General features: G+C 64.2%; 22 protein-coding genes and 4 tRNA genes. 16 read left to right on the forward strand and 10 right to left on the reverse strand.

The window, feature by feature from the left end; genetic code table 11:
• Positions 1 to 9 precede the first annotated feature (9 nt).
• Positions 10 to 1491, forward strand: coding sequence for a phospholipase D-like domain-containing protein (locus AC6LJY_RS18570; protein WP_498136542.1), 1482 nt, complete (start codon positions 10 to 12; stop codon positions 1489 to 1491).
• A gap of 53 nt (positions 1492 to 1544) precedes the next feature.
• Here the strand turns inward: AC6LJY_RS18570 and AC6LJY_RS18575 are convergent, their stop codons facing one another.
• The 5 genes from AC6LJY_RS18575 to AC6LJY_RS18595 form a co-directional block, all read right to left on the reverse strand.
• Positions 1545 to 3185, reverse strand: a complete 1641-nt coding sequence (locus AC6LJY_RS18575; protein WP_046805505.1) for an FMN-binding glutamate synthase family protein — start codon at positions 3183 to 3185, stop codon at positions 1545 to 1547.
• A gap of 115 nt (positions 3186 to 3300) precedes the next feature.
• A complete protein-coding gene (locus tag AC6LJY_RS18580) occupies positions 3301 to 4524 on the reverse strand; it encodes a YeeE/YedE family protein (protein WP_498136522.1) in 1224 nt (407 codons plus the stop codon).
• 163 nt (positions 4525 to 4687) lie between these two features.
• Positions 4688 to 5968 carry an arsenic transporter gene (locus AC6LJY_RS18585; RefSeq protein ID WP_498136523.1) on the reverse strand — a complete coding sequence of 427 codons (1281 nt, stop codon included), beginning with the start codon at positions 5966 to 5968 and terminating at the stop codon, positions 4688 to 4690.
• Between the two features lie 9 nt (positions 5969 to 5977).
• On the reverse strand, positions 5978 to 6922 hold the full coding sequence (locus AC6LJY_RS18590; protein WP_498136524.1) for an AEC family transporter: 945 nt from the start codon (positions 6920 to 6922) through the stop codon (positions 5978 to 5980).
• A 34-nt stretch (positions 6923 to 6956) separates the two neighbouring features.
• The gene (locus AC6LJY_RS18595; protein WP_046805556.1) at positions 6957 to 7850 is read right to left on the reverse strand and encodes a DMT family transporter; all 894 of its coding nucleotides are present in this window, start codon (positions 7848 to 7850) and stop codon (positions 6957 to 6959) included.
• 120 nt (positions 7851 to 7970) lie between these two features.
• Here AC6LJY_RS18595 and AC6LJY_RS18600 point away from each other — a divergent pair, with 120 nt between their 5' ends.
• Positions 7971 to 8414 carry a GNAT family N-acetyltransferase gene (locus AC6LJY_RS18600; RefSeq protein ID WP_046805555.1) on the forward strand — a complete coding sequence of 148 codons (444 nt, stop codon included), beginning with the start codon at positions 7971 to 7973 and terminating at the stop codon, positions 8412 to 8414.
• A 124-nt stretch (positions 8415 to 8538) separates the two neighbouring features.
• On the opposite strand, the gene AC6LJY_RS18605 is transcribed toward AC6LJY_RS18600, so the two are convergent.
• Positions 8539 to 8623, reverse strand: a tRNA-Leu gene (locus AC6LJY_RS18605).
• Between the two features lie 161 nt (positions 8624 to 8784).
• Here AC6LJY_RS18605 and AC6LJY_RS18610 point away from each other — a divergent pair.
• Positions 8785 to 9396: a tRNA-uridine aminocarboxypropyltransferase gene (locus AC6LJY_RS18610; RefSeq protein WP_498136525.1), complete on the forward strand. Its 612-nt coding sequence runs from the start codon at positions 8785 to 8787 to the stop codon at positions 9394 to 9396.
• 258 nt (positions 9397 to 9654) lie between these two features.
• Here AC6LJY_RS18610 and AC6LJY_RS18615 read toward each other — a convergent pair.
• Both AC6LJY_RS18615 and AC6LJY_RS18620 read right to left on the reverse strand, forming a co-directional pair.
• Positions 9655 to 9739: transfer RNA gene (locus AC6LJY_RS18615), tRNA-Leu, on the reverse strand.
• A gap of 131 nt (positions 9740 to 9870) precedes the next feature.
• Positions 9871 to 9955: transfer RNA gene (locus AC6LJY_RS18620), tRNA-Leu, on the reverse strand.
• 274 nt (positions 9956 to 10229) lie between these two features.
• Between AC6LJY_RS18620 and rnr the strand changes: the two genes are divergently transcribed.
• The 12 genes from rnr (at position 10230) to AC6LJY_RS18680 (ending at position 22904) form a co-directional block, all read left to right on the forward strand.
• Positions 10230 to 12695: a ribonuclease R gene (gene rnr, locus AC6LJY_RS18625; protein WP_498136526.1), complete on the forward strand. Its 2466-nt coding sequence runs from the start codon at positions 10230 to 10232 to the stop codon at positions 12693 to 12695.
• A gap of 141 nt (positions 12696 to 12836) precedes the next feature.
• Entirely contained in the window at positions 12837 to 13574 is a 738-nt protein-coding gene (gene rlmB / locus AC6LJY_RS18630; protein WP_046805500.1) for a 23S rRNA (guanosine(2251)-2'-O)-methyltransferase RlmB, read from the forward strand.
• A gap of 52 nt (positions 13575 to 13626) precedes the next feature.
• Positions 13627 to 14871, forward strand: a complete 1245-nt coding sequence (locus AC6LJY_RS18635; RefSeq protein WP_498136527.1) for a cystathionine gamma-synthase family protein — start codon at positions 13627 to 13629, stop codon at positions 14869 to 14871.
• A gap of 20 nt (positions 14872 to 14891) precedes the next feature.
• Positions 14892 to 15572: a Fe2+-dependent dioxygenase gene (locus AC6LJY_RS18640; protein WP_314364616.1), complete on the forward strand. Its 681-nt coding sequence runs from the start codon at positions 14892 to 14894 to the stop codon at positions 15570 to 15572.
• A gap of 359 nt (positions 15573 to 15931) precedes the next feature.
• Positions 15932 to 16204 (forward strand): HU family DNA-binding protein, encoded by a 273-nt coding sequence (locus tag AC6LJY_RS18645; protein ID WP_003812968.1) that lies wholly within the window; start codon positions 15932 to 15934, stop codon positions 16202 to 16204.
• A gap of 169 nt (positions 16205 to 16373) precedes the next feature.
• Positions 16374 to 16449 (forward strand) — tRNA-Val (locus tag AC6LJY_RS18650).
• Positions 16450 to 16822: 373 nt separating this feature from the next.
• Positions 16823 to 17623 carry an energy transducer TonB gene (locus AC6LJY_RS18655; RefSeq protein WP_104143265.1) on the forward strand — a complete coding sequence of 267 codons (801 nt, stop codon included), beginning with the start codon at positions 16823 to 16825 and terminating at the stop codon, positions 17621 to 17623.
• A 1-nt stretch (position 17624) separates the two neighbouring features.
• A complete protein-coding gene (locus AC6LJY_RS18660) occupies positions 17625 to 18563 on the forward strand; it encodes a MotA/TolQ/ExbB proton channel family protein (RefSeq protein WP_120154533.1) in 939 nt (312 codons plus the stop codon).
• Positions 18563 to 19060 (forward strand): ExbD/TolR family protein, encoded by a 498-nt coding sequence (locus tag AC6LJY_RS18665; protein WP_104143267.1) that lies wholly within the window; start codon positions 18563 to 18565, stop codon positions 19058 to 19060. The genes AC6LJY_RS18660 and AC6LJY_RS18665 overlap by 1 nt, the downstream gene beginning before the upstream one ends.
• A gap of 65 nt (positions 19061 to 19125) precedes the next feature.
• On the forward strand, positions 19126 to 19797 hold the full coding sequence (locus AC6LJY_RS18670) for a response regulator transcription factor (RefSeq protein ID WP_006218435.1): 672 nt from the start codon (positions 19126 to 19128) through the stop codon (positions 19795 to 19797).
• A gap of 156 nt (positions 19798 to 19953) precedes the next feature.
• On the forward strand, positions 19954 to 20979 hold the full coding sequence (locus tag AC6LJY_RS18675; RefSeq protein WP_104143268.1) for a sensor histidine kinase: 1026 nt from the start codon (positions 19954 to 19956) through the stop codon (positions 20977 to 20979).
• A complete protein-coding gene (locus AC6LJY_RS18680; protein WP_314364474.1) occupies positions 20976 to 22904 on the forward strand; it encodes a KUP/HAK/KT family potassium transporter in 1929 nt (642 codons plus the stop codon). Before AC6LJY_RS18675 ends, AC6LJY_RS18680 begins: the two co-directional genes overlap by 4 nt.
• 82 nt (positions 22905 to 22986) lie before the next feature.
• Here the strand turns inward: AC6LJY_RS18680 and argG are convergent, their stop codons facing one another.
• Both argG and AC6LJY_RS18690 read right to left on the reverse strand, forming a co-directional pair.
• Positions 22987 to 24327, reverse strand: coding sequence for an argininosuccinate synthase (argG, locus tag AC6LJY_RS18685; RefSeq protein ID WP_046805493.1), 1341 nt, complete (start codon positions 24325 to 24327; stop codon positions 22987 to 22989).
• A gap of 124 nt (positions 24328 to 24451) precedes the next feature.
• The gene (locus tag AC6LJY_RS18690) at positions 24452 to 25360 is read right to left on the reverse strand and encodes a LysR family transcriptional regulator (RefSeq protein ID WP_120154537.1); all 909 of its coding nucleotides are present in this window, start codon (positions 25358 to 25360) and stop codon (positions 24452 to 24454) included.
• Between the two features lie 108 nt (positions 25361 to 25468).
• Between AC6LJY_RS18690 and AC6LJY_RS18695 the strand changes: the two genes are divergently transcribed.
• Positions 25469 to 26335 (forward strand): amidohydrolase family protein, encoded by an 867-nt coding sequence (locus tag AC6LJY_RS18695; protein WP_498136528.1) that lies wholly within the window; start codon positions 25469 to 25471, stop codon positions 26333 to 26335.
• Positions 26336 to 26368: the final 33 nt, after the last annotated feature.

The raw sequence follows: 26368 nt of genomic DNA on the forward strand, positions 1-26368 counted from the left end.
CCTTCGTGGCTGCCCGGCGCGCGTCGTTGGGCGCACGCATTGGTGCTGGCGTGCGCGGCCACGCTGCTGGCGGCCTGCGCCCGCGTGCCGGACGCCGATGAACGCCAGGCCCGTAAAGAACAGGCCGGGCTGTCCGCCGAGGCCGCACGCGAAAGCTACCGGCGCGGACAAGGCATTGTTGCCGACCCCAACACGCCGAAGGATGATTTCCTGGCGCGTCACCTGGCGGTCGAGCAAGCCGTCAGCGGCGCGCCTCTGTCGCCCGGCAATCAGGTCAAGTTGCTGGCCGACGGGCCCACGACCTATCAAGCGATGCTGAAATCCATTGCACAGGCGCGCCGCTATGTGCACATGGAGACCTATATTTTTGAAGACGATGCCGAAGGCGCGCGCTTTGCCGAGGCGCTTATCGCCGCGCGCAATCGCGGCGCCGAAGTGTCTTTGATGGTCGACGCGGTGGGCACCATCAAGACGCCCGACGCCCTGTTTCAACGCTTGCGCGACGCAGGCGTTCAGGTGGCGGTGTTCAACCCCGTCAACCCGGTCGCCGCGCGCGCGGGGTGGTCACCGAACCAGCGTAATCACCGCAAGGTGCTGGTGGTTGACGGCAAGGTCGGCTACCTGGGCGGCATCAATGTCAGCAGCGTTTATGAGTCGTCGCCGGGATCGGCCTCGGGCTCGACCCCCGGGTCGGGTGGTAAATCCAGTGGCGGCTCGGGCAGCGGCGCGGGTAAAGAGGCTGATGCCAAGCCCGATGATGCAAAACAAGACGGCCCGAAGGCCAAGGGCGATGCCAAGGCCGCGCCATGGCGCGATACGCACTTGCGCATCGAAGGGCCGGCCGTGGCGCAGCTGGAACAGGTGATTCAGGCGGGCTGGGCGTCGCAATCGGATGAACCGATCAAGGGCGGCGGCACGCATGTCGCGCCGCCGACGGGGTCGACCACCGTGCGCATCCTGGCGAATCAACCCGATCGCAGCGACGGCTATACCGTCTATCTGACGCTGATGTCGGCATTTGAAAGCGCGCAGAAATCCATCCACATCACCATGGCGTACTTCGTGCCCGACCCGGCCTTTATCGACGTGTTGTCGGCCGCCGCGCGGCGCGGTGTCGATGTGGTGTTGGTGTTGCCGGGGTTCAGCGATTCGTCGCTGGTCTTTAACGCCGGCCGCTCGCATTACACCGATCTGCTGGAAGCCGGCGTCAAGCTCTACGAGCGCCGCGATGCCTTGTTGCATGCCAAGACGGCGGTGGTGGACGGCGTCTGGTCCACGGTGGGGTCCAGCAATATGGACTGGCGCAGTTTCGCGCTGAACTACGAGATCAACGCGGTCGTGCTGGGCCCGGAGTTCGCCGGCGAAATGGAAGCGTTGTTCCAGCGCGACGTTGCCGATTCCGTGCCCATCACCCCGGAAACCTGGCGGCAGCGTGGGGTGGACGATCGGTTCATGGAGTTCTTTTCGCGGATGTTCGAACGCTGGCTGTAGCGCCCGCGTTCGAACATCGGCCCTAGCTGTCTCAAGCGGTCAGCGCTGCGTGGCTAGGCGCGGTGCTCGGCCAGCGCCGTGGTGATGTCTTGCGTGGGTTGGAACGATTGCGCCTGGGCCATGGCCCAGCCCACGCGAAACACCTGATGCCGGAATTCGCCTCGCAGCAGTTCACCTGGCGCCAACTCCGGAAACAGCGCCGACAACAAACGGATTTCGCTGGACGAGATGCGGCGTGCGATGTGATGCGGGCGCAGTTGGCCCGGGTGCGTCAGGCCCGCCGCCGCCAGAAGCTCGGCCAGCGCATGCAGCGTATTGCGATGAAAGTTGGCCACGCGCTGCGCCTTGTCGGGCACCACCAGCGCGCGCTGGCGCAGCGGGTCTTGTGTGGTGACGCCGGTGGGGCATTTGCCGGTATGGCAGGCCTGAGCCTGGATGCAACCGATGGCGAACATGAAACCGCGAGCCGCATTGCACCAGTCGGCGCCCATCGCCATGACGCGTGCCATGTCGAAGGCCGTAATGATTTTTCCGGATGCGCCGATCTTGATGCGGTCGCGCAGGTTTACGCCGATCAAGGTGTTGTGCACCAGGCGCAACGCTTCGCGTAGCGGCGTGCCTACGTGGTCCACGAATTCAACCGGCGCCGCGCCCGTGCCGCCTTCCGCGCCGTCCACCACGATGAAATCCGGCGTGATGCCGGTTTCCAGCATGGCCTTGACGATGGCGAACCATTCCCAGGGGTGGCCCACGCAGAACTTGAATCCTACCGGTTTGCCGCCCGACAGTTCTCGTAGCCGCGCCACGAATTTCATCAAGCCGATAGGCGTGTCGAAAGCCGAATGGCTGGCTGGGGAATTGCAATCCTGCCACGCGGCCACGCCGCGTGCCTCGGCGATTTCAGGCGTGACCTTGCCGGCGGGCAAGATACCGCCGTGGCCGGGCTTGGCGCCCTGCGACAGCTTGATTTCAATCATCTTCACCTGCGGCGTACAGGCGTTCTTGATGAAAGCTTCTTCGGAGAATGCCCCCTGTTCGTCGCGGCATCCGAAGTAACCCGACCCGATGTTCCACACCAGGCTGCCCCCCGGCTGGCGGTGGTAGCGGCTGATGCCGCCTTCGCCAGTGTCGTGCGCAAAATCCCCTTGGCGCGCGCCTTCGTTCAATGCCAGCACGGCGTTGGCCGACAGCGCGCCAAAGCTCATGGCCGACACGTTGAAGGCAGACATCGAATAGGGCTGCGTGCAGTCCGGGCCGCCCACCGTGACACGAAAGTCCGTGTCATTGATGTGCGAGGGCGACATGGAATGGTTGATCCATTCGTAGCGGTCGCCGTACACGTCTTCCTGCGTGCCGAAGGGGCGCTTGTCGATTTCGCGCTTGGCGCGCTGATAAACAATGGAACGTTGCGCGCGCGAGAAGGGCGCGGCCTGCGTGTCGTCTTCCAGGAAATACTGGCGGATCTCGGGTCGGATGAACTCGAACAGAAAGCGCAGGTTGCCGATGACGGGATAGTTGCGCCGGATGGCGTGGCGCGTCTGGATCAGGTCGTAGACGCCAAGCGCGCCCAGCATCGCCAGCGGAACGGCGGCCCATAGCCACCACAGTGAATCGGTAGCCGCCAGGAAAGCGGTGACGGCAGCGCCGGCAAGGGTCAATAAAAAGGCCGTGTAACGGCCAAGCATCCAGCTCATGTTCTCTCCGGGGTGCGCAAGTGACGCCACCATACACCAGCCGGCGCGGCGGAAAAAAGAAAAGCCCCCTGAAAAGGGGGCGATGCGTGGAACACAGTTTTTCAGCAGCGGGCCGTCAGCAGCTGGAAGCCGGGGGCGTTTTCTCGACGGCCAGGCCGAAGGCGGGGCGCAAGCGCACGCCCAGCGCGCTGCCCGCGAAGGCGGCCGGCAGCCACAGCCAGGCATGCAGGCTGCCCGACAGGATGCCGCTGAAGTACGCGCCGATGTTGCAGCCGAAGGCCAAGCGAGCGCCATATCCCAGCAACAGCCCGCCGATGACGGCGCCGGCCAGCGAGCGTGCGGGCACCTTCCAGACGGGGGCAAATTTACCGGCGGCGCTGGCGGCGGCCAGGGCGCCCAGCATCAGGCCGATGTCCATGACGGTGGTGACGTCCTGGCGCAACGGCGCGCCCAGCGAAGGCTGCTTGCTCCAGTACGTCCAGCTGGCCACATCGCCGCTGACAGCGTTCAAGGCTTTGGCGCCCCACAAGGCAAAGGCGGATGTGATGCCCCACGGGCGGCCGGCCAGCGCCAGCGTGGCGAAGTTCAACACGACCAGCGCAACGCCGCCCCAGATCAGCGGCCACGGGCCTTGCAGCAGGGAAACGGGGCGCGAGGTGCGCGAGGCAAAGGAAATCACGTGGCCGTGGCGACGCTTTTCAAGCGCGGTGGTACCCCAGGCGATCAAGGCAAAAACCACCAGGTTGGCAATCAACGCGGGCGCCAGGCCCCAGGTCTTGATCAACGATGTGGGCGCCAATGCGGGCAGCGTCGACCACCAGCTGAAATTGGCCGTGGCAACGACCGAGCCCACAATGAAGAACAGCAGCGTGACCAGCATGCGCGTGTTGCCGCCGCCCACGGCGAACAGCGTGCCCGACGCGCAACCGCCGCCCAGCTGCATGCCGATGCCGAACAGGAACGCGCCCAGCACCACGGACACGCCCGGGGGCGATACGAAGCCGGTGACGGGTTGGCCGAACAGCGTGCCGGCGGCCAGGAACGGGAAGAACAGCAGCACGCCCACGCCCAACATCAGCATCTGCGCGCGCAGGCCCGCGCCGCGGCGGTCGGACACGAACACGCGCCAAGCCTGCGTAAAGCCGAAAGATGCGTGATACAGCGTGACGCCCAGCAGAGCGCCAATCACCCACAGCGCACCTTGGCGCCAGCTGACGGTTTGAAGCAGATAGAGCGCGCCGGCCAGCAACAGCAGCAGCGCAATCCACAAGGGCTTGCGGTTGATGTGCAGTGGCGGCAGGGCCGAGGGCAGGGGCAAGGTCGAGGCGTTGGAACTCATGGGGCATCCCGGGGGGATTGAATCGGTTCAAAGCAAACGGGCGCGTGTAGGGGCGCCCGTGGAGATGCTTGAAAGTTTACGGCGGCGGTTTAATGGCTCAAACCATCTATTTGTGCTTGCGTAATAACTAAAAGTTATTAAAAGCAGAGGGGCAGTCGCTGCGCTATTGCAGCCGCCATACCAGCGCGGCCAGCGTCAGCAGCAGTACCGGCAACGTCAGCACAATGCCCACCTTGAAGTAATAGCCCCACGTGATCCGCAGCCCTTTGCGCGCCAGCACATGCAGCCAGAGCAGCGTCGCCAGGCTGCCGATCGGCGTGATTTTCGGCCCCAGGTCGCTGCCGATGATGTTGGCGTAGATCATGGCGTCTTTCAGCGGACCGGTGGCGCTGGTGTCCGCAATGGACAGCGCGCCCACCAGCACCGTGGGCAGGTTGTTCATGATGGACGACAGGAACGCGGTGATCAGGCCCGTGCCCATCGCCGCGCCCCACAGTCCGTATTCGGCGCAGCGGTCCAGCACCTGCGCCAGATGCGCGGTCAGGCCGGCGTTGCGCAGGCCGTAGACGACCAGGTACATGCCCAAGGAAAAAATCACGATGTGCCAGGGCGCCTCGCGCATGATCTTGCGCGTGCCCACGATGTGCTGGCGGCCGGCGATGACCAGCAGGCCCAACGCACCGGCCGCGGCGATGGCGCTGACCGGAATGCCCATGGGCTCCAGCACGAAGAAGCCGGCAAGCAGCAAGGCCAGCACGATCCAGCCGGCACGAAAGGTGATGGGGTCGCGAATGGCGGACGCCGGGCTCGGCAATTGGCTGACGTCGTAGCGCGGCGGAATGCTCTTGCGGAAAAACAGCAGCAGCACCACCAGCGTGGAGCCCACGGCCATCAGGTTGACGGGCAGCATCACCGACGCATATTCGCCAAAGCCGATGCCGAAGAAATCGGCCGACACGATGTTCACCAGATTCGAGACAATGAGCGCGATGCTGCCCGTGTCGGCAATAAACCCCGCCGCCATCACAAAGGCCAGTGACGCGCCCGGCCCGAAGCCCAGCGCAAGCAGCATTTCCATGACGATAGGCGTCAGGATCAGCGCTGCGCCGTCATTGGCGAACAGCGCCGACACCGCCGCGCCCAGCAGCACGATCAACACAAACAGCAGCCGTCCGCGCCCGCCGCCCCAACGCGCGACGTGCAAGGCCGACCATTCAAAGAAGCCGGCTTCGTCCAGGATCAGGCTGGTGACGATGATGGCGATAAAGGTGGCGGTGGCGTTCCAGACAATGCGCCAGACGTCCGCGATGTCAGCCAGGTGCACCACGCCCGTGGCCAGCGCCAGGCCAGCGCCGATGACGGCGCTCCAGCCTATGGACAAGCCTCTCGGCTGCCAGATGACCAGCGTGATGGTAAGAATGAAGATGGCGGCGGCAAGCAGCATGACGATCAATCAAGAAATGGGGTGGGCACTGATCCACGCGACCAGCAGGCTGACGGTCAACACGGAGGCGACGGTGGAAACCAGGATGGCGCGCGAAGTCAGGCGGGCATCGCGCCCGTACATCTTGGCCAGCATGAAGGGGCCGGTGCCGATGGGCAGCGCGCTCATCAGCACGGCCGTCCATGCCCACAGCGGTGGCATCGAAAAAACGTAAAAGGCCAGCACCGCGGTGACGGCCGGTTGCAGCAACAACTTCCCGGTCACCAGGCGCAGCACGCCGGGGCCGGCGGTGGCGGTTTCAGTCTGCGCCAGGAACAGGCCGATGGTGACCAGCGCGCAGGGGCTGGCGGACGCGCCCAGCAGCGCGACGTAGCGGTCTATGCCTTCGGGCAGGGTCAGGCCGGTGGCGGCCCATGCCAGCCCGAGGACCGGCGCGGCCAGCAAGGGGTTGCGCATCAAGGAGCGGCCTACCTTGAACAGCGTGGCGGCGGGGTTCGGGGCTTGTTGCCGGTCGAATTCGATCAGCGCGATGGCAAAGCCAAACAGCACGCTGGCGGTCAGCAGGGTGGTGAAGGCGGCCGGCGCCAGGCTTTCCGCGCCGAACAGCGCCACGCACAGCGGGATGCCCATGTAGCCGGCATTTGCATACGACGCGGCCAGGCCTTCGATGCTGCGGTCGGTCAGTGCGCGGCGCCCGCCACGGCCGGGCAGGAAAGACACCAGGAAGGTCACGGCGATGCCGCCCGCGAAGGCGGCGACAAAACCCCAATGCGCCATGTGCGTCAGGTCTACCTGCGTCATTGCCCGAAACAGCAGCGCCGGCAGCGACAGGTAGACGACATAGCGGTTCAGCGCGTCGGTGGCGCCGGGTCCCAGCACCTTGCCGCGGGCGGCCAGCCAGCCGGTCAGGATCAGCGCAAAGACCGGCAGGGCGGCGGTAATGACGGCGTTCATCGGTGGGGATGGGGGCGTGGGCGCGGGAAGGCGCTCATTCTACTTGGCGCGGGCGCGGGTTGCGGGTGACCAGCAGGATGCCAAGGGCGGCCAGCGCCATGCCGGGCCACGCCAACATGGGTATCGGTTCGCCCAGGGCCATCAACGCAAACACGGCGGTGCAAGGCGGCACCATGAAGAAAAGGGCCGACACGCGGGACGCTTCACCGTGGCGGATCATGGTCAACAACAAGGTGATGGCCACCAGCGAATTGCCCACTACGAGATAAACCAGCGCGGCAAGCAGCGGACCGGTCCATTCGATGCGCATGGGTTCCAGCCAGAATGCCAGCGGCGCGGTCACTGCCAGGCCGACGGCGTATTGCAGCAGGTTGGACGTGACCGGATGCGTGGCCACGCCAAAACGCTTTTCGTAAAGCGTGCCGCTGGTGATGCAAAGCAGCGCGCCAACGGCGAACAGCAGCCCCAGTGGCGCCAGCACGTCGATGGATGCCTTGGCCACGATCACCAGCACAGCGCCCGCCACGCCCAGCCCCAGCCCGGCCCAGCGCCGCGCGTCGACGCGCTCGTGAGCGATCAATGGGGCCAGCAGGCCGATCAGGATGGGTTGCAATGACGCGATCAGGGCCAGCCCGCCGGCTGACATGCCCAGTTTCAGCGATAGATAGGTGCAGCAGAAATAGCCGGCTTGCAGCAGCAGGCCCACCATCGCCAGATGCCCCCAGGCGCGCGCGCCACGGGGCAAGGCGGGACGCAGCACCAGCATGAACGGCGCCAGGATCAGCACCACGCAGGCGTAGCGCACGGCCAGGAACGTCAGCGGGTCGGCATAGGCCAGACCGATTTTCAACACGACGAAACCGCTAGACCACAGCAACAGGAAAAGCGCGGGAGCGGCTTTCAACCAGGGCGGAGCGGCGGGTGTCATGTTGGATGCGGGCAACGGGGGCAAGCCGCGATCGTACCCCTTTTCGTGCCGGTATCATTCCCGCTTGAGAATGCGGCGTAGGATATTTATTGTTGATTGCCGCTCGCGAGGGAAATGAAGATGTCGACCCAAAAAAAATCAGCGGTGCGTATTGCATTGGGCACCTGGGACCGGCTGCGCGAAGACGCCAGTGCGGTTCGCTACGAGGTATTCGTCGTCGAGCAAAAGGTGCCGCCCGAGGTTGAGCTGGATGACGACGACGCGCTATCGGTGCACGCCGTGGCGTACGGGCCGGACGGCACGCCAATGGGTACGGGGCGCTTGCTGCCCGACGGGCACATCGGCCGCATGGCCGTGCAGAAGCGGGCGCGCGGCATGGGCGTGGGCGGGCTGTTGCTGGATGCCCTGATCGAGCAGGGCCATGGCGATGGCCACCGCATGCTGGTGTTGCATGCGCAGACGCATGCCGCCGGCTTCTATCAGGCGCACGGCTTTGTCGTCGAAGGCGAGGAATTCGTGGAAGCTGGAATTCCGCACGTCGTGATGACGCGCGAGCTGAAGTAGTGCGGCGCATAATGCCGTGCGTATTGTCTTGACGCCGGCCGCATGCAAAAGAAAAAACCCCGGTCGTTTTCACGATCGGGGTTTTTCTTGGCGCATCACGACAGGTACCTCGTGATGTAATAATTGGTGCCCAGGAGAGGACTCGAACCTCCACACCTTGCGGCACACGGACCTGAACCGTGCGCGTCTACCAATTCCGCCACCTGGGCGCTGATGCTTCACGTGTTGCGTCGCTTGCGCGTCGTTTCTTGTTCAGCAGCAGAGAAGCGAGATTATGCACACTTTCTTTTGCGTGTGCAAGCGGGTGTCCTGCCTTTTTTTCACTTTTTCGCGCGCCTGGCGTTGGCGGCTTTCGCTATAGTGTCGCCCCATGTCACGTACCCTTTGCACGCGCTGCCTGCGTCCGGAATCCCATTGCCTGTGTGCGCTGATTCCTTCCTTGTCATGCCGCACCCGCGTCGTGGTGCTTCAACATCCAAGCGAAGCGCGCCACGCCTTGAACACGGCCCGGCTGGCCGTGCTGGGCTTGACCGGCGCGCGCCGCGTGGTGGGCGAACGTTTTACGACCAGCGATTGGGCTGAGCCCGGCTACACGCCGCGCCTATTGTTTCCGGGGCCGGCCGCCGACGTCCTGACTCCCGGTTATGGGCGAGACCTGGACCTGCCAATTCAACTGATCGTGCCGGACGGCACGTGGGGCCACGCGCGCAAGCTGCTGCATATCAACCCCGAATTGGCTGCGCTGCCGCGCGTGATGTTGCCCGCCGGCTTGGTGACCCGCTATCGCGTTCGTCATGCCGATATTCCTGGTGCGCTGTCGACAATCGAAGCGGTCACGCATGCCCTGAACGCCATTGAAGCGCCCATGAACGTCGATGCCTTGTTGCGTCCCTTCGAGGCGTTGATCGACGGACAGATCGAGGGCATGGGTGAAGATCTGTACGCCCGCCATCATTTGCAGCGCAAGGTGCCGTGGCGCTAAGCGGGCGCGGTATGAAAAAGGGTAGGGGATTAATACCGCGAAGCCGGCATATCGGCGTGGCGATTAACAAGCTAAACCGGCCACGTTGGCGACCCGGAAACATAAAGCCGAACCAAAATGAAATAGCCCGGCGTGCAGTTAAATCGGCGACAAGTAAAAACACCGACAACAAAGCAAAAGCCCCGAATATCTTCCGATGTTCGGGGCTTTCTGTCTTGCTATCGAATCCGCGCAACGCGGCTTCGTCATCTATGCGGGTGGTGCCCAGGAGAGGACTCGAACCTCCACACCTTTCGGCACACGGACCTGAACCGTGCGCGTCTACCAATTCCGCCACCTGGGCACTGTAAGAGCCATGAGCTCTAGCAGGTTTACTGCAAGTACTGCTGATACTGCTTTGGCCGTCTTTACTGCATTTTTACTATCCAACTTGTTCGCGACCGTAGTCGGCAAGCAAGTTCGATTTAAATTCCGTGGTGCCCAGGAGAGGACTCGAACCTCCACACCTTGCGGCACACGGACCTGAACCGTGCGCGTCTACCAATTCCGCCACCTGGGCACTGAGACATGCTTGTCAGAACACTGTGATACGCTGCCGCTCTAGTTGCATTGTTTTAGCCCTGTTCTATTAAGCGCGTACGTTGTTTTCAACATACTGACTTAACCAAAACTTAACTAAAACATGCGTCCTGAGCGCACTTGGTTTTACAATGGGTCTTTCGACCTGGGGTTAGCAACCGCTTTGGTTTTCAACCCCTTCTGACCATTTCTGCTTCAGTGTTCAGCCTTGGGCGAACCACAGAAGCTGCGCATTATATACGGAACTTTCAGCTTTGGCAAAACGATCGAATAACGAATCGAAAAACAACAGATCAACACCCTTGCCCGAAGCGCCGCCGGACTTCGATCCCGATGTCCCGTCCCGTGAAGCCATCCTGACCGCACTGCGAGCCGCGGGCTCGCCGTTGTCTCCGGTGGAACTGGCCGAACGCATGGGCGTTGAGCGAGCCGCGACGATGGTGGGTTTCGAGCGCCGCCTGGGCGCCATGGAACGCGACGGCCAGTTGATGCCCAATCGCAAGGGCGTTTTGTTGCTGGCGACCAAATTGGATTTTGTCGCCGGCAAGGTGCTGGGTCACCGTGACGGGTTCGGTTTCCTGCTGCGTGATGACGGCGGCCCCGACCTGTTCCTGTCGCCGCGCGAAATGCTCAAGGTCCTGCATGGCGACCGCGTGCTGGTCAAGCCCACGGGCGAATACCGTGGCAAGCCCGAAGGCACCATCGTTGAAGTCATTGAACGCCGCACCAATAAGCTGGTGGGGCGTTTTCTGCACGAGCATGGCCTGTCCATCGTCGTGCCCGAAGATCAACGCATCAAACACGACATCCTGATTCCGCCCAGCGACACCAACGGCGCCCAGCATGGGCAAGTGGTTGCGGTTGAAATCATGGAACAGCCCACGCGCCATACGCAGCCCCTGGGCCGCGTGGCCGAGGTGCTGGGCGAAATCGACGACCCCGGCATGGAAATCGAGATCGCCGTGCGCAAGTTCGACGTGCCCGTCGAATTCTCGGAAGCCGCTCGCAAGCAAGCCGCGCGCATCCCCGATACTGTCCGCAAAACCGACTTGAAAGACCGCGTCGACCTGCGCGACGTGCCGCTGATCACCATCGACGGCGAAGACGCGCGCGACTTCGACGATGCGGTGTATTGCGAGCCCGTCGAACTGGGCACCAGCCAGCGCAAGCGTCCAGGCTGGCGCCTGTTGGTCGCCATTGCCGACGTCAGCCATTACGTGCGTCCCGGCGACGCCCTGGACGACGACGCCATCGAGCGCGGCACCAGCGTGTACTTCCCGCGCCGCGTCATCCCGATGCTGCCCGAATCGCTGTCCAACGGCCTGTGCTCGCTGAACCCCGACGTCGACCGCCTGGTGCTGGTCTGCGACATGGTCATTCCGGCCACGGGCGCCAAGGCCGGCACGGTCACCGCCTACCAGTTCTATAACGCGGTGATGCATTCGCATGCCCGCACCACGTACACGAATATCTGGGCCGCCTTGCAGCAGCCGGGCGGCCCCGCCGCCGCGGCCATGCGCGGCGTGATGCCGCATGTGCAGCATCTGTACGAACTGTTCCAGCTGCTGGTGCAAGGCCGCAAGAAGCGCGGCGCCATTGATTTCGACACCGTCGAAACCAAGATCGTCTGCAACGAACTGGGTCGTATCGAACAGATCGTGCCGTCCGTGCGCAACGACGCCCACAAGCTCATTGAAGAATGCATGCTGGCCGCCAACACCTGCGCGGCCGACTTCATGACGCGCAGCAAGCATCCCGGCCTGTACCGCATCCACGAAGGGCCCACGCCGGAACGCCTGCAATCGCTGCGTGAATTCCTGCGCACGATGGGCTTGTCGCTGGGCGGGGGCGACACGCCCACGGCCAAGGACTACGGTGACTTCCTTGACACCGTGCGCGGCCGTCCCGACTACCAGCTGTTGCAGTCGATGTGCCTGCGCTCCATGCAGCAGGCCGTCTACAGCCCTGACAACATGGGCCACTTCGGTTTGGCCTACCCCGGCTACAGCCACTTCACGTCGCCCATTCGCCGCTACCCCGATCTGTTGACCCATCGCGTCATCAAGGCCTTGCTGGCCGGCCAGCGCTATGTGCCCAGCCTGGATGACCACGCGGTCGTCATCGGTCGCACGCAGAAAGAACACGAGCACGCCATCTGGGAAAAGATGGGTCTGGTGTTGTCGGCCACCGAGCGCCGCGCCGACGAAGCATCGCGCGACGTCGAGGCCTGGCTCAAGTGCTGGTTCGTCAAGGAACGCGTGGGCGAAGACTTCAGCGGCACCGTCACCGGCGTGGCCAGCTTCGGTATCTTCGTCACGCTGGATACCTTGCACGTCGAAGGGCTGGTGCACGTGTCTGAACTTGGCGGCGAATACTTCCAGTTCAATGATGGGCTGCATGAGTTGCGCGGTGAGCGCACCGGCATGCGCTACCGCCTGACCGACAAGGTCCAGGTGCAGGTGGCGCGCGTCGACCTCGAAGCGCGCCGCATTGAGTTCCGCCTGGTGCAGGGCACCAGCTTCGACGCCTTGCGCAAGGCGGCGGCCCGTGGGCCCGACGAGCCCGTGCGCCGCGTGAAGAAGGCGGCAGCCCCGAAGCCGGCCGCGCTGAAGGGCCAGACCGCCAAGGAACGCCGCGCCGACGCCAAGAAGGCCGGCAAGCCGCCCCGTGCGTCCAAGCGCGCATCGCCCGCCAAAAAGGCGACGCACAAGCGTCATTGACACGCGCTTTGTGACGCCTTTATGGCCCGCCCGCTGTAGGGCGGCGCGGCCATAAGGGGTAACATTGCGCAGATGGCCGGCTTGGTCCGGTGGCCCGCCCCCTCTGGGGCGGGTATTCGTTTATCTAAAGGTATTGCATCTATGGCGTCGACCCAAGTTCTAGCCGGGTTTCACGCGGTTGTCGCGCGGCTGCGCCACGCGCCCGACTCAATCAAGGAAATCTATGTCGAGGCCTCGCGCCGCGACAAGCGCATGCAGACGTTCATCGAGCAGGCCGAAAAGGCGGGCCGCCGCGTGCATCCCGTGCCGATGGAACGCCTGGACGGTCTGTCGCGCGGAACGCGGCACCAGGGCGTGGTCGCCTTGGCCGACGAGCGCCAACTGGCGGTGGATGTGGACGAAGTGCTCGACGTTATCGAGGGCCCGCCGCTGCTGCTGATCCTGGACGGCGTGACCGACCCCCACAATCTGGGCGCCTGCCTGCGCACCGCCGATGCGGCGGGCGTGCATGCCGTGATTGCCCCGCGCGACCGCGCCGTCGGCTTGAACGCCACCGTGCAGCGCGTGGCGTGCGGCGCGGCCGATACCGTGCCTTATCTGATGGTCACGAACCTGGCGCGCACCATGCGCAGCCTGAAAGACCGTGGCGTGTGGCTGGTGGGTACCGATGACCAGGCCACCGACAGCATGCACAAGATTGACGCCCGCCAGCCGATGGCGTGGGTCATGGGCGCCGAAGGCGAGGGCATGCGACGCCTGACCCGCGAAACCTGCGACCAGCTCGTCAACATCCCCATGTTGGGTTCGGTTGAAAGCCTGAACGTCAGCGTGGCCAGCGCCGTGTGCCTGTACGAAACCGTGCGCCAGCGTCAAGCCTGACCTTGTCCGACCCGACTACCTTGTAGCTCTTCCCTTTACGCGTCTGCCCATCATGCACCAGAACGGCTTTACCACCACGATCCTCCATTCCGACCGCCAACAATCCGTCGAGCACGGAGCGGTGCACAAGCCGATGCATCCCTCGTCGGAATTCGCCTACGACGACGCGCGCGAGCTGGCGGCGGTATTCCAGGGCAAGGCGGGCTTTACCTATGCGCGCCAGGGCACGCCCACGACCACGGCGCTGGAAGCCAAGATCAACCACATGGAAGGCGGCAAGGGCACCGTCAGCTTCGCCACCGGCATGGCGGCGTTGTCCGCCATTTTCACGACCTTGCTGCGTCGGGGCGATCATCTGGTGTCCAGCCAGTTTGTGTTCGGCAACACCAACAGCCTGCTTGGCACGCTGCTGGAGCTGGGTGTCGAAATCACCTTCGTCGATGCAACAGACGCCGAGCAAGTGCGCGCCGCGATCCAGCCCAACACGCGCATGGTCTTCACTGAAACGATTGCCAACCCGGGCACGCAAGTGGCCGACCTGGCGGTCATCGGTGAAATCTGCCGCGAGAAAAGCCTGGTCTACGTCGTCGATAACACGTTGACGTCGCCGTGGATGTTCCGCCCGTCCACCGTGCATGCATCGCTGGTGATGAATTCGCTGTCGAAGTACATCGGCGGCCACGGCAACGCGCTGGGCGGCGCCGTCACGGATACGGGCCTGTACGACTGGGCCAACTATTCCAACATCTACGACGCCTACCGCAAGGGGGCGTCCACCAGTTGGGGTCTGACCCAGATCAAGAAGAAGGGCTTGCGCGACATGGGCGGCACGTTGGCCGCCGAGCCCGCGCACCGCATCGCCGTGGGCGCTGAAACGCTGGCGCTGCGCATGGCCAAGCACTGCGCCAACGCGCTGGCGCTGGCGCGCTTTCTGGATGAGCATCCCGGCGTGGCCAAGGTTCATTACCCCGGCCTGGCCGGCCACGCGCAGCATGCACGCGCCGCGGCGCTTTTTGGCTCGCGCTTCGGCGGCCTGTTGGGTGTGGAGCTTGCCGAAGGCGTGGACTGCTTCGATTTCCTGAACCGCCTGCGCATCGTGCTGATGGCTACGCACCTGGGTGACACGCGCAGCCTGGCATTGCCCGCCGCGCACACCATCTATTACGAGATGGGCGCCGAGCGCCGCAAACAAATGGGCATCGCGGACAGCCTGATCCGCGTGTCCGTCGGCATCGAAGACGAAGCCGACCTGCTGTTTGATTTCGATCAGGCGCTTAATGGTTGCCTGAAGGGATAATCCGCCAAAGGATCAGGCACATGCTTATACAGATCGCAGATGTATTCACGCCGCAAGAGGCGGCGGATATCCGCCAGCGGCTGGACGCCTCGGAGTGGGTGGATGGCAAGGTCACTGCGGGCTACCAGTCCGCCGAGGTCAAGCGCAACCGCCAGTTGCCCGAGCAGCATCCGTTGGCACAAGAGCTGGGCAACCTGATCCTGCAACGGCTGGCCGCCAACAACCTGTTCATGTCGGCCGCCTTGCCGCGCAAGATATTCCCGCCGCTGTTCAATCGCTATGAAGGCGGCGAAGCCTTTGGCTATCACGTCGACAACGCGGTGCGCGGCATCACCGGCACGGCCGAGCGCGTGCGCACTGACTTGTCGGCCACGCTGTTCTTCTCGGACCCTGATTCCTACGATGGCGGCGAGCTTGTCATCGATGACACCTACGGGCCGCGCGCCGTGAAGCTGCCCGCGGGGCACATGGTGCTGTATCCCGGCACCAGCCTGCACAAGGTGAATCCGGTGACACGTGGCGCGCGGATCAGTTCGTTTTTCTGGATGCAGAGTCTGGTGCGCGAAGACAGCCAGCGCGCATTGTTGCTTGACATGGACGTGGCCATCCAGCGTTTGAATCAGGACGTGGCGGGACATGCGTCGATCGTGCAACTGACCGGCATTTATCACAATTTGCTGCGCCGCTGGGCCGATGTTTGATTCAGGCTTGAAGTGATTTTTTTCGGTGTCGCGCAAACCCCGAAATGCGCGTTTTTGTTTATTGCGAAAATGGCTAAAAGCTAGTATTGGCGCGGGTTGTGGTGAGGTTTTTGCTTGACAGCCGCTCTACGCCAAGGCCTAATACACGTCTGCGTCGCTGACGGTTTGAAGGCATTTATGCCATCGAATCCTAAGCGGCGCAGCAGTTTAAAAGTTGTGCTTTGCAGCGCAAGAAAAAAGTCCATCCACTGTCTGTTCGTCGTTTGCCGGGCCTTGCGTTTTGTTGGTGGCGTCCCTGCATGACAGCCATGAACCGCACGGCCTCGCCAGACTCAATACCTTGTGAGGGGTACTCCTGAATGAACAAAACCGAACTCATCGATCACATCGCCAGCAAGGCCGATATCTCCAAGGCTGCCGCCGGCCGTTCGCTCGACGCCCTGATCGGTGCCGTCAAGACCACGCTGAAGAAGGGCGGTACGGTAACGCTGGTTGGCTTTGGCACGTTTGCCGTGTCGGCTCGCGCAGCTCGCACTGGCCGCAACCCGCGTACGGGCGAAACGATCAAGATCAAGAAGGCCAAGGTGCCGAAGTTCCGTCCGGGCAAGGCCCTGAAGGACGCCGTCAACTAATGGACGGCATGGCGATCGCGGGGCATCGGCCCGAAGCGATTTGCCGACAATGACGCGGTCCGGTATACTCCGGCCCGCGTATTGCTTTTGAGTACCCCGAGTTGGCTGCGAGTTAGTCACTGCTTCAAGCGAATCATCGCATTGAAGCGGCGCTGAAAGTGTCAGGATCGGGTGCTTAGCTCAGTTGGTAGAGCGGCGCCCTTACAAGGCGTAGGTCACAGGTTCGACCCCTGTAGCACCCACCAAAAGCCCATGCGTTGCGTTCGCGAATTTGAACGTACTTCTTGCAGATCACCCGCAAAACCCGCACACCTTACCGTGGCGGGTTTTTTGTTTTGGCGTTTCCCGCGCGCGTTGCACGCCCCTTCTCGCCCCCCCCGTTCCTTGCGCGCTCCACGCGCTGCGGCCTTGCGCTGGCGCAAGCTTTCTTGATGCCGTCTTGTGCTTTCTGGTTGAGCCCGGTAGGGCAGTGTTACGCTATTCCAGACGAAATAGGACGTGCGAATCATTCGCATTTAAGATATTATGATCGGCTTGTACCGGCTGGCTCACGCCGCTTTTTTTTGGCGCGCGTTTTCGTCAAGCTGGCCGGATAAGTCAATGCACCCTGGCTGATTCATGCCTAGTTTTCAACGCGGTTGGACTTCTTCTTCGCCGTCTTCATTTGGTATACGCGCTGGCGCCGGTCTGGCGGTTGTCGCCCTACACGCGGCGGTAATCGGGGCCATTTTCATGGCACCCGCGAATCGTCCTGAGCTTGAGGAGCCCGAGGCTGTCATGGTCAGCCTCATCGACGCGCCCGTTCCGCAGGTGGCCAAGGCCGAGCCTACGCCCGAGCCGCCGCAACCCGTCGTGGAACCGCCGCCGCCCGAGCCCGAACCCGTGGTCGAGCCCGACCCCGAGCCCGAACCGGAAATGAAGCCCGAGCCTGAACCGGAACCGGAACCCGTGGTTGAAAAGCCGCCGATGCCGGCCCCCAAGCCCAAGCCGAAGCCCAAACCCAAGCCCCAACCCAAACCGCAGCCCAAGCAGGAAGTCAAACCCGAGACGCCGCCCGTGCAGACGCCGCCCGCCGGCGCCGTGGATGGCGCGCAGGCGACGCAAAGCCCGCAACAAGGCCCGCCGCCCGATCAGCCCGTTTTGGTGTCCAGCATTGAATTCCAGGGCGCGCGCCCCATGCCCAGCTACCCGATGGCCTCGCGCCGCATGCGGGAAGAAGGGCGGGTGCTGGTGCTGGTGGAGATCAACACGCAGGGTCTGGTGGACCGCGCAACGATCGACACGTCCTCGGGCTTTCCGAGGCTGGACGAATCCGCGTTGACCGCGGCTCGCAAGGCCAAGTTCAAGCCCTATACCCGTAACGGCGTGGCCTATCCCGCCAAAGCCAAAATTCCGTTCGATTTCGTAATGAGGAACTGAGATGTCCAACGCACTGCATGGCGCCACCCTGGTGGCGCAGGCGACTACCAGCCCGGCTGCTCCGGCTGCCGCCGCCGCTGCGCCCGCAGCCCAACAAGCCGCCACGACCGGTGCCGGTGTCGTCCAGCAATCGGCTGACGCGCTGCAAAGCGCCGCCGCCGCGCTGCCGCCGACCGCGCCCATCGCGACCCCCGACATGGGCTTTCTGCACTTTGTCGCGCAGAGCGACTTCGTGGGCAAGAGCCTGTTCATCATCCTGATCCTGATGTCGCTGGTGACCTGGTACCTGATCCTGGTCAAGGCCGCCAGCAACGTCAGCATGCGCAGGCGTTCGGCCGATTTCCTGAACAAGTTCTGGAACGCCAGCTCGCTGGAGCAGGTCGAGCACGAGATCAGCACGCACGGCGCGCGCGATCCGTTCTCGCACCTGGCCAGCCACGCGATGCACGCGCAGGCGCACCACAACAAGTTCGGCGCGACCAAGCTGGAAGAGTCCGGCAGCAATTCCGACTTCGTCACGCGCACGATGCGCAAGGTGATCGACGAAGAAACCGCCAAGCTTGAAAACGGCCTGACGGTGTTGGCCTCGGTGGGTTCCACGGCGCCGTTCGTCGGCCTGTTCGGTACGGTGTGGGGCGTGTACCACGCGCTGGTCGGCATCGGCTTGTCCGACGGCGTGACCATCAACCGCATCGCCGGCCCCGTGGGCGAAGCGCTGATCATGACGGGCCTGGGTCTGGCCGTGGCCATCCCCGCCGTGCTGGCGTACAACACGTTTGTGCGCAACAACCGCGTGTTCCTGTCGCGCCTGGACGCCTTCGCGCACGACCTGTTCGCGTTCCTGACCACCGGCCAGCAGGTTGCGCTGTCCGACGGCAAGGTTCGCGCCTTGCGCCGCCAGAACGGTAACGGCGCCGCGGTTCAACGCGGGAGCGAATAATGGCCTTTGGCAGCTTCGAGGGAAAAGGATCCGGCAGCCATACGGTTTCCGAGATCAACATGGTGCCCCTGATCGACGTCATGCTGGTGCTGTTGGTGATCTTCATCATCACGGCGCCGCTGCTGGCGCACTCGATCAAGATCAACATGCCCCAGGTGGCAGCCGAGCAGATCGAAGAAGAACCCAAGACGGTCGACCTGGCGATTGACGCCAGCGGCGCATTGTTCTGGGACGAAAAGCCGGTCAATATCGATGACCTGCCCAACCGCTTCAAGTCGATCGCCGGCACCAAGCCGCAACCCGAGATCCGCATTCGCGCCGATCAGAACACGCGCTACGAAACCCTGGCCAAGGTCATGGCCTCGGCGCGCCGTTCGGGCATGTCGCGCATCGGCTTTGTCACGACGCCGCCTTCGGGGGGCGCCGCAGCGAGCGGCCAGGCACCCGCCGCCGGCGCCGCAACCCCGGCTCCCGCCGGGGCGCCGTCCGGCCGGTGAACGAATCCCACGGAAGGGGGCGCATTTCGCGCCCCTTTTTTTTCGGATCGCGCTAGAATCGCGGCATGCGAGTTCTGGTAATCGAAGACGACACCACCCTGGGCCATGCGCTCCAGGAATTCCTGGCCGACCAGGGTTATGCGGTCGACTGGCTGACGGAAGGCGACCGAGTCCTGGGCGCCCTGGCTGGCCAGCCGTATGACCTGATGCTGCTCGACCTGAACCTTCCCGGCATGAGCGGGCTTGATGTGCTGCGGCAATTGCGCCAAGACGGCAATCAGGTTCCGGTCCTGATCCTTACCGCGCGCGACGGCATCGAAGACCGCGTTGCGGGCCTGGATGCCGGCGCCGACGATTACGTCACCAAACCCTTTGAACTGCCCGAGCTGGCGGCGCGCGTGCGTGCCTTCGGCCGGCGGCGCGCGGGGCAGGCACAGCCGTTGATCGAAGTCGGCCCCCTGGTGTTCGACACGGTCGGCCGCGAAGTCCGCGCCAATGGCCAGCGCCTGTCGCTGTCGGTGCGCGAACTTTCCGTGCTGGAAATGTTGATGGCCCGCGTGGGCCGCGTCGTCACCAAGCGGCAAATCGTGAATTCGCTGTCCGCCTGGGATGCCGATTTCAGCGAAAACGCCGTCGAAGTCTATGTGTACCGCCTGCGCAAGCGCCTGGAAGGTACGGGCGCCAGCATCCAGACGGTGCGCGGCTTCGGCTACATGCTGGATGTGGAAACGGCCTGACGGCCCGGGCGCCGCCGGTATGCGCCGGCTGCGCTTCTGCATGCACCCAAGCGAGGGTATCGCGTCATGATGCACGATCGCACTCCTTCCGCTCCTACGGCGTCCCGCCCCTTGCTCCCCTCCCGCTCGCTTGCCCGGCATCTGGTCATCCGCTTGATGCCGCCCATTCTGCTGCTTGTCCTGCTGGACCTGGCGGCAACCTGGGTGATCACGCACAAGATCGATATGTCGCTGTGGATGCTGGAAGACTTCTTCTGGCTCATGGTGGTGGGGCAGGTGGCGCTGATTGCGCTGTTCACCTGGGTGGTCGTGCAGGGCGTGCGATCCGGATTGCGGTCCGTGAACCATCTGTCCGAAGAGATCCGGCAGCGTTCCATCGACGACATGCAGCCGCTGGAAGTGGCGGGCGTGCCGGTCGAAATCGAACCGCTGGTCACGCACACCAACGACCTGCTGCTGCGCCTGGACGCCTCGCTGGCGGCCCAGCGCCGATTCATCGGCCACGCGGCGCACCAGCTGCGCACCCCCTTGTCCGGCCTGCGGCTGGAATCCGAATTGATGTTGGCCCGCCCACTGCCGGACGACGTGCGGGCGCGGGCGGAACGCATCAAGGCCGTCAGCGACCGGATGATCCGCCTGGGTCAGCAGTTGCTGGTGCTGGCGCGCGCCGACCCCAATGCCCGCCCGCAAGACAGCTTTGTGCGCATCGACCTGTGTGAATGGGTGCGCGTGCACGGCGCCGAATGGTTTCCCCGGGTGCGCGAGGCGCGCTACGAGCTGGACCTGGTGGCGCCCGATGCGCCCATCTGGATCGATGCAGACCCCTTGCTGCTGGCCGAACTGCTGGGCAACCTGATCGACAACGCGCTGCGCTACGGCAACGAGACCGGCCGCATCACGTTGATTGTGGGCGCCAACCCGCCGTCCCTGACGGTCGAGGACGACGGGCCCGGCATTCCCTCCGAAGAACGCGACCGCGTCTTTGAAGCCTTTTACCGATCGCCCACCGCCACGGCGGGCGGCTCGGGATTGGGCCTGGCCATCGTGCGCGAGATCGCGCACGCGCATGGCGCCTGGTGGAAGTTGACCAGTCGCCCCGACTTCTCCGGAACCCGGCTGTCCGTCGTGTTCCCCGGCCCCCGCAAAGGGGCGCAACTAACTCGTCAAGAACCCACATCATGAGCCAAGCCACGGCGGGTGCCCCCCTTCCCACCGGCCCCCACGCGGGGGGCGTGCATGCACCGTCGTCGCGCGCCGCGTTGATCCTGGGCGCGTTGGGCGTGGTGTACGGCGACATCGGCACCAGCCCGCTGTATACGCTGCGCGCCTGCCTGACGGGCCTTAGCGTGCACACCGACCTGGAGCCCGCGCACTTGCTGGGGGTGCTGTCCATCCTTTTCTGGATGCTGATGGTGGTGGTGTCCTTGAAGTACGTCACGCTGGTCCTGCGCGCCGATAACCGCGGCGAAGGCGGCACGCTGGCGCTGTTGGAACTGGCGGTGCGCAACCGCGACGGCAAGATGCGGTGGGTGCTGATCGTGCTGGGCATCTTCGGGGCGGCGCTGTTCTACGGCGACAGCATGATTACGCCCGCCATCTCGGTGCTGTCCGCGCTGGAAGGCATCGGCATCGTGTCCCACACCCTGGACGCGTGGGTCGTGCCCATTGCGCTGGTCGTGCTGGTGGGGCTGTTTGCCATCCAGTCGCATGGCACCGGCCTGATGGGCAAGCTATTTGGCCCCGTGATGCTGGTGTGGTTCGGCACGCTGGCGGCGCTGGGCGGCTGGCAGATCTGGCAGACGCCCGAAGTCCTGGCGGCGTTGAACCCGATGTGGGGCCTGCGGTTCGTCGTTGAATTTCCCTTGATCAGTTTCGTGCTGCTGGGCGCCGTGGTGTTGGCATTGACGGGCGCCGAGGCGCTGTACGCCGACATGGGCCACTTTGGCCGCCCCGCGATTCGCAGCGCGTGGTTCAGCATGGTGTTGCCGGCGTTGACGCTGTGCTACTTCGGCCAGGGCGCGCTGCTGCTGCGCGACCCCGAGGCCATCCGCAATCCGTTCTTCCTGATGGCACCCGACTGGGGCCTGGTGCCGCTGGTGGCGTTGGCCACCATTGCCACCATCGTCGCATCGCAAGCCGTGATCTCGGGCGCGTACTCGGTCACGCGCCAGGCGGTGCAGCTGGGCTTCTGGCCGCGCATGCAGATCCTGCATACCTCGGCGGTGGAAAAGGGCCAGATCTATCTGCCGCAGGTCAACGCGCTGCTGCTGTGCGCCGTGCTGGTGCTGGTGCTGCTGTTCCGCAACTCCGACAACCTGGCCGCCGCCTATGGGTTCGCGGTGACGGGCACGATGTTGACCACCTCGGTGCTGGCGTTTGCTGTCTTGCCGCGCGGGTCCACGGGCCTGAAGCGCATGCTGTGGTTCGGTGTGCTGGGCTTTCTGTTGCTGTTCGACGTGCTGCTGTTTTCGGCCAACGTGTTCAAGATCCACGAGGGTGGCTGGCTGCCGCTGCTGGTCGCCATCGTTGTGTTCACGCTGATGATGACGTGGCGCCGTGGCCGTCGCCTGTTGTCCGACATGCAGCAGCGCGACCGCCAGCCGCTCAAGGAATTCATGGAGCAGCTGGAACAATATCCGCCATCGCGCGTGCCGGGCACCGCCATCTTCATGACGATGAATTCCGGCAACGTGCCCCCCGCGTTGCTGCATAACCTGAAGCACAACAAGGTGCTGCACGACCACGTGCTGTTCCTGACCATCCTGGTGGCGGACGTGCCCTACATTTCGCCTGAAGAACGCTTCGTGGTGAAGAAGCTGTCGGCCTCCAGTTGGACCGCCACCGTGAACTACGGCTTCAAGGAAGATCCGGACGTGCCCGAGGCCTTGCGCCTGGTGGCCGAAGCGTATCCGGAGCTGGACCTGGAGCCGATGCGCACGTCGTACTTCCTGTCGCGCCAGACCGTGGTGGCGGCGCGCAAGCCGGCGCTATGGCGTTGGCGCCGAGCGGTGTTTTCGTTCATGGCCCGGAACTCCACGCGCAGCACCAAGTTCTTCAAGATCCCGGCCAACCGCGTGGTGGAAATGGGGATGCAGGTCGAGCTCTAGGCCCCGGCGCGGCGGCATAAAAAAACCCCTCGGTGTGATGACCGAGGGGTTTTTTGTTGCCTTGCCTGCAAGACAAGAATGCTTACTTCTTCTTCGCGGCGTCTTTCAGCTGCGGCAGCGACGTGCCGCTGGAAGCCAGCAGGCCCGTCTTGACGTAGGTGAACAGCTTTTCGCGCGTGTCGACGATGTCCAGATTGCGCATGGTCAGCTGGCCGATACGGTCCGCCGGGGTGAACGGCGCGTTTTCGACCTTTTCCATCGACAGGCGCTCGGGCGCGTACGTCAGGTTGGCCGATTCCGTGTTCAGCAGCGAATAGTCATTGCCGCGACGCAGTTCGATGGTGACTTCGCCGGTGATGGCGCGGGCCACCCAGCGCTGGGCGGTTTCGCGCAGCATGATGGCTTGCGGGTCGAACCAGCGGCCCTGATACAGCAGGCGGCCCAGCTTGCGGCCGTTTTCGCGGTACTGCTCGATGGTGTCTTCGTTGTGAATGCCGGTGACCAGGCGTTCGTAGGCGATGAACAGCAGCGCCAGGCCCGGGGCTTCGTAGATGCCGCGGCTCTTGGCTTCGATGATGCGGTTTTCGATCTGGTCGCTCATGCCCAGGCCGTGGCGGCCGCCGATGCGGTTCGCTTCCAGCAGCAGTTCAACCGGGTCGCTGTATTCCACACCGTTCAGGGCGACCGGCTGGCCTTCCTCGAAGCGCACGGTGACTTCTTCGGCCTTGACGGCCACGTCGTCGCGCCAGAACGCCACGCCCATGATCGGCTTGACGATGCGGATGCCGGAGTTCAGCTGTTCCAGGTCCTTGGCTTCGTGAGTGGCGCCCAGCAGGTTGGAGTCCGTCGAGTAGGCTTTTTCGGCCGACATCTTGTAGTCGAAGCCGGCTTGGCGCATGTATTCGGACATTTCCGAACGGCCGCCCAGCTCGTCGATGAAGCGCTGGTCCAGCCAGGGCTTGTAGATCTTCAGGTCGGGGTTGGTCAACAGGCCGTAGCGGTAGAAACGCTCGATGTCGTTGCCCTTGAACGTGCTGCCGTCGCCCCAGATGTTGACGTCGTCTTCCTTCATGGCGGCCACCAGCATGGTGCCGGTGACGGCGCGGCCGATGGGCGTCGTGTTGAAGTACGTGATGCCGGCGGTCGAAATATGGAACGCGCCCGATTGCAGGGCCGCGATGCCTTCAGCCACCAACTGCGCGCGGCAGTCGATCAGGCGGGCATTTTCGGCGCCGTAGGCCAAGGCCTTGCGCGGGATCTCATCGTAGTCGGACTCGTCCGGCTGGCCCAGGTTTGCCGTGTAGGCGTAGGGGATGGCGCCGTTATTGCGCATCCACAGCAGGGCTGCGCTGGTGTCGAGACCGCCGGAAAAGGCGATGCCGACCTTCTGGCCGGTAGGAAGGTTCGGGAGGATAGTGGTCATTGTTTGAGGTGAGACGCCAACAGGACTTTGACAGCAACGAGCCGCCAAACAAGAAAGGTAGCCGGCATTTTAACTCTTTTGCCTTGTGCGGCCAGACGCGGCGCCTTTTTGGCCGCCGGGCGCATCACGTGGCCGGGGCAAACAGTTCGGAAAGCTTCAGTTGTCGGATCAGTTGCGCGGTGGCGGTGGCCAGGCGCGTGGCGGGGCGGTGGCGGGCGCTGGCCAGCACCAGGTTGTTGGTGATGCGGGGCGAGCCGATATCCGATAGGGACAGGGCGTGCTCGGCGGCAGGTCCGCGCGCGGCCGAGCGCGGCAGGATGGCGTACGCGTCGCCTTGCGCCGCCAGTTCCACGATGGTCTGCACGGCGTCGACCTCGGCCGCCACCTTCAGGCGCACGCCTTGCGCGCGGCACACGCTTTCCACCAGGGTCCGGATCGCGTTGGGCAGGCTGGGCAGCACCAGCGGGTAGTCGCCCAGCTGCGCCACGGCAACGCGGGCGGGCAGGGGCGGTTGATGGCCGGCGGCAGCGGCCAGCACCAGGTCTTCGCGGAACAGCGATTCATACGCAAGCTGGGGCGAGGGCGCGGGATCGTAAAGCAGGGCCAGATCGACCCGGCCGGCCAAGAGCCATTCCCGCACCTGGGCGCTAAGGCCTTCGGCCACTGCAATGGACGCCTCTGGAAAGCCACGCCGAAACGCCTGCACCAAGGGTGGCGTCAACACGCGCGCAATGCGCGGGGGCAGGCCCACCACCACCTTGCCGGTTGGCGTGGCGCGCAGCGTTTGCAGGTCTTCCTTGGCGCGTTCGGCCAGCGTCAGCAGCGCGCGCGCATGTTCCAGAAAGCGCAGTCCGGCCTCGGTGGGTTCGGCGCCGCGGCCGTTGCGGTAGAGCAGATGCTGGCCCAGCTCCAGCTCCAGCAGCCGTACCTGCCGGCTGAGGGTGGGCTGGGCCACGTCCAGCAGCTCGGCCGCGCGCGAAAAGCTGCGCCGCTCGGCGACGCTGACGAAATATTCGATCTGCTTTAAATCCACGATGCATCTGCGCTGTTATGTATATGTTCTATATCTGAAATCAAAGATATAGCATTGTTAGTCGGCTCGCAATCCGCGAGGATGTCGTTTTCCCAGCAGGAACCGACTGTGCCTGATTGCCGCCCACCGCTTGCGTCCCCGTCCCGTCCGCGCCGCGCCATGCCGCCCCGCGCCTGCGACGCGCATTGCCATGTCTTCGGGCCCGGCAACGTGTTTCCCTATGCCGAGGGCCGTTCCTACACGCCGCCCGATGCGCCCTATGCCGCCATGGCCGCGCTGCATGCGCACCTGGGCATCGAGCGCGCAGTGGTGGTGCAGGCCAACTGCCACGGCTCGGACCATAGCGCGCTGCTGGATGCGCTGGCGCAAAGCGGTGGCCGCTATCGCGGCGTGGCGCTGCTGGGCGCGGATGCCACGGCGGCGCGTGTCCGGCAACTGCACGACGGCGGCGTGCGCGCCGCGCGCTTCAACTTCGTGCCGCACCTGGGCGGCGCGCCGGACCCGGCCGTGTTCGACCACGTGGTGGCGCTGATTGCGCCGCTGGGCTGGCATCTGTGCCTGCATGTGGACGGCGCGATGCTGCCCGAACTGCTGCCGCGCCTGTTGGCATTGCCCGTGCCTTTCGTGGTGGATCACATGGGCCGATTGAAGGCGGCCGACGGCCTGGATTCGCCCGCGATGCGCGCATTGCTGTCGTTGGCCGATGTGCCGCAGGCCTGGGTCAAGGTGTCGGGCATCGACCGCATCGCGTCGGGCAAGCGCCCGTTTGCCGAAGGCATACCCTTTGTGAGCGCGTTGGTGCAGGCCATGCCCGATCGTTGCCTGTGGGGCACCGACTGGCCACATCCCAACGTGGCGGGCGATATGCCCGATGACGGCGAGCTGGTGGATACCTTCTTTCAAGCCTGCCCCGATGCCGCCGTACGCCAGCGGGTGCTGGTGGACAACCCCGCAAAGCTGTACGGATTCGCGTAGACACCCGACCTTGCGCGTCGCTTAAAAAAATTC

The organism is Achromobacter sp. RT286_PF (genome assembly GCF_059760425.1).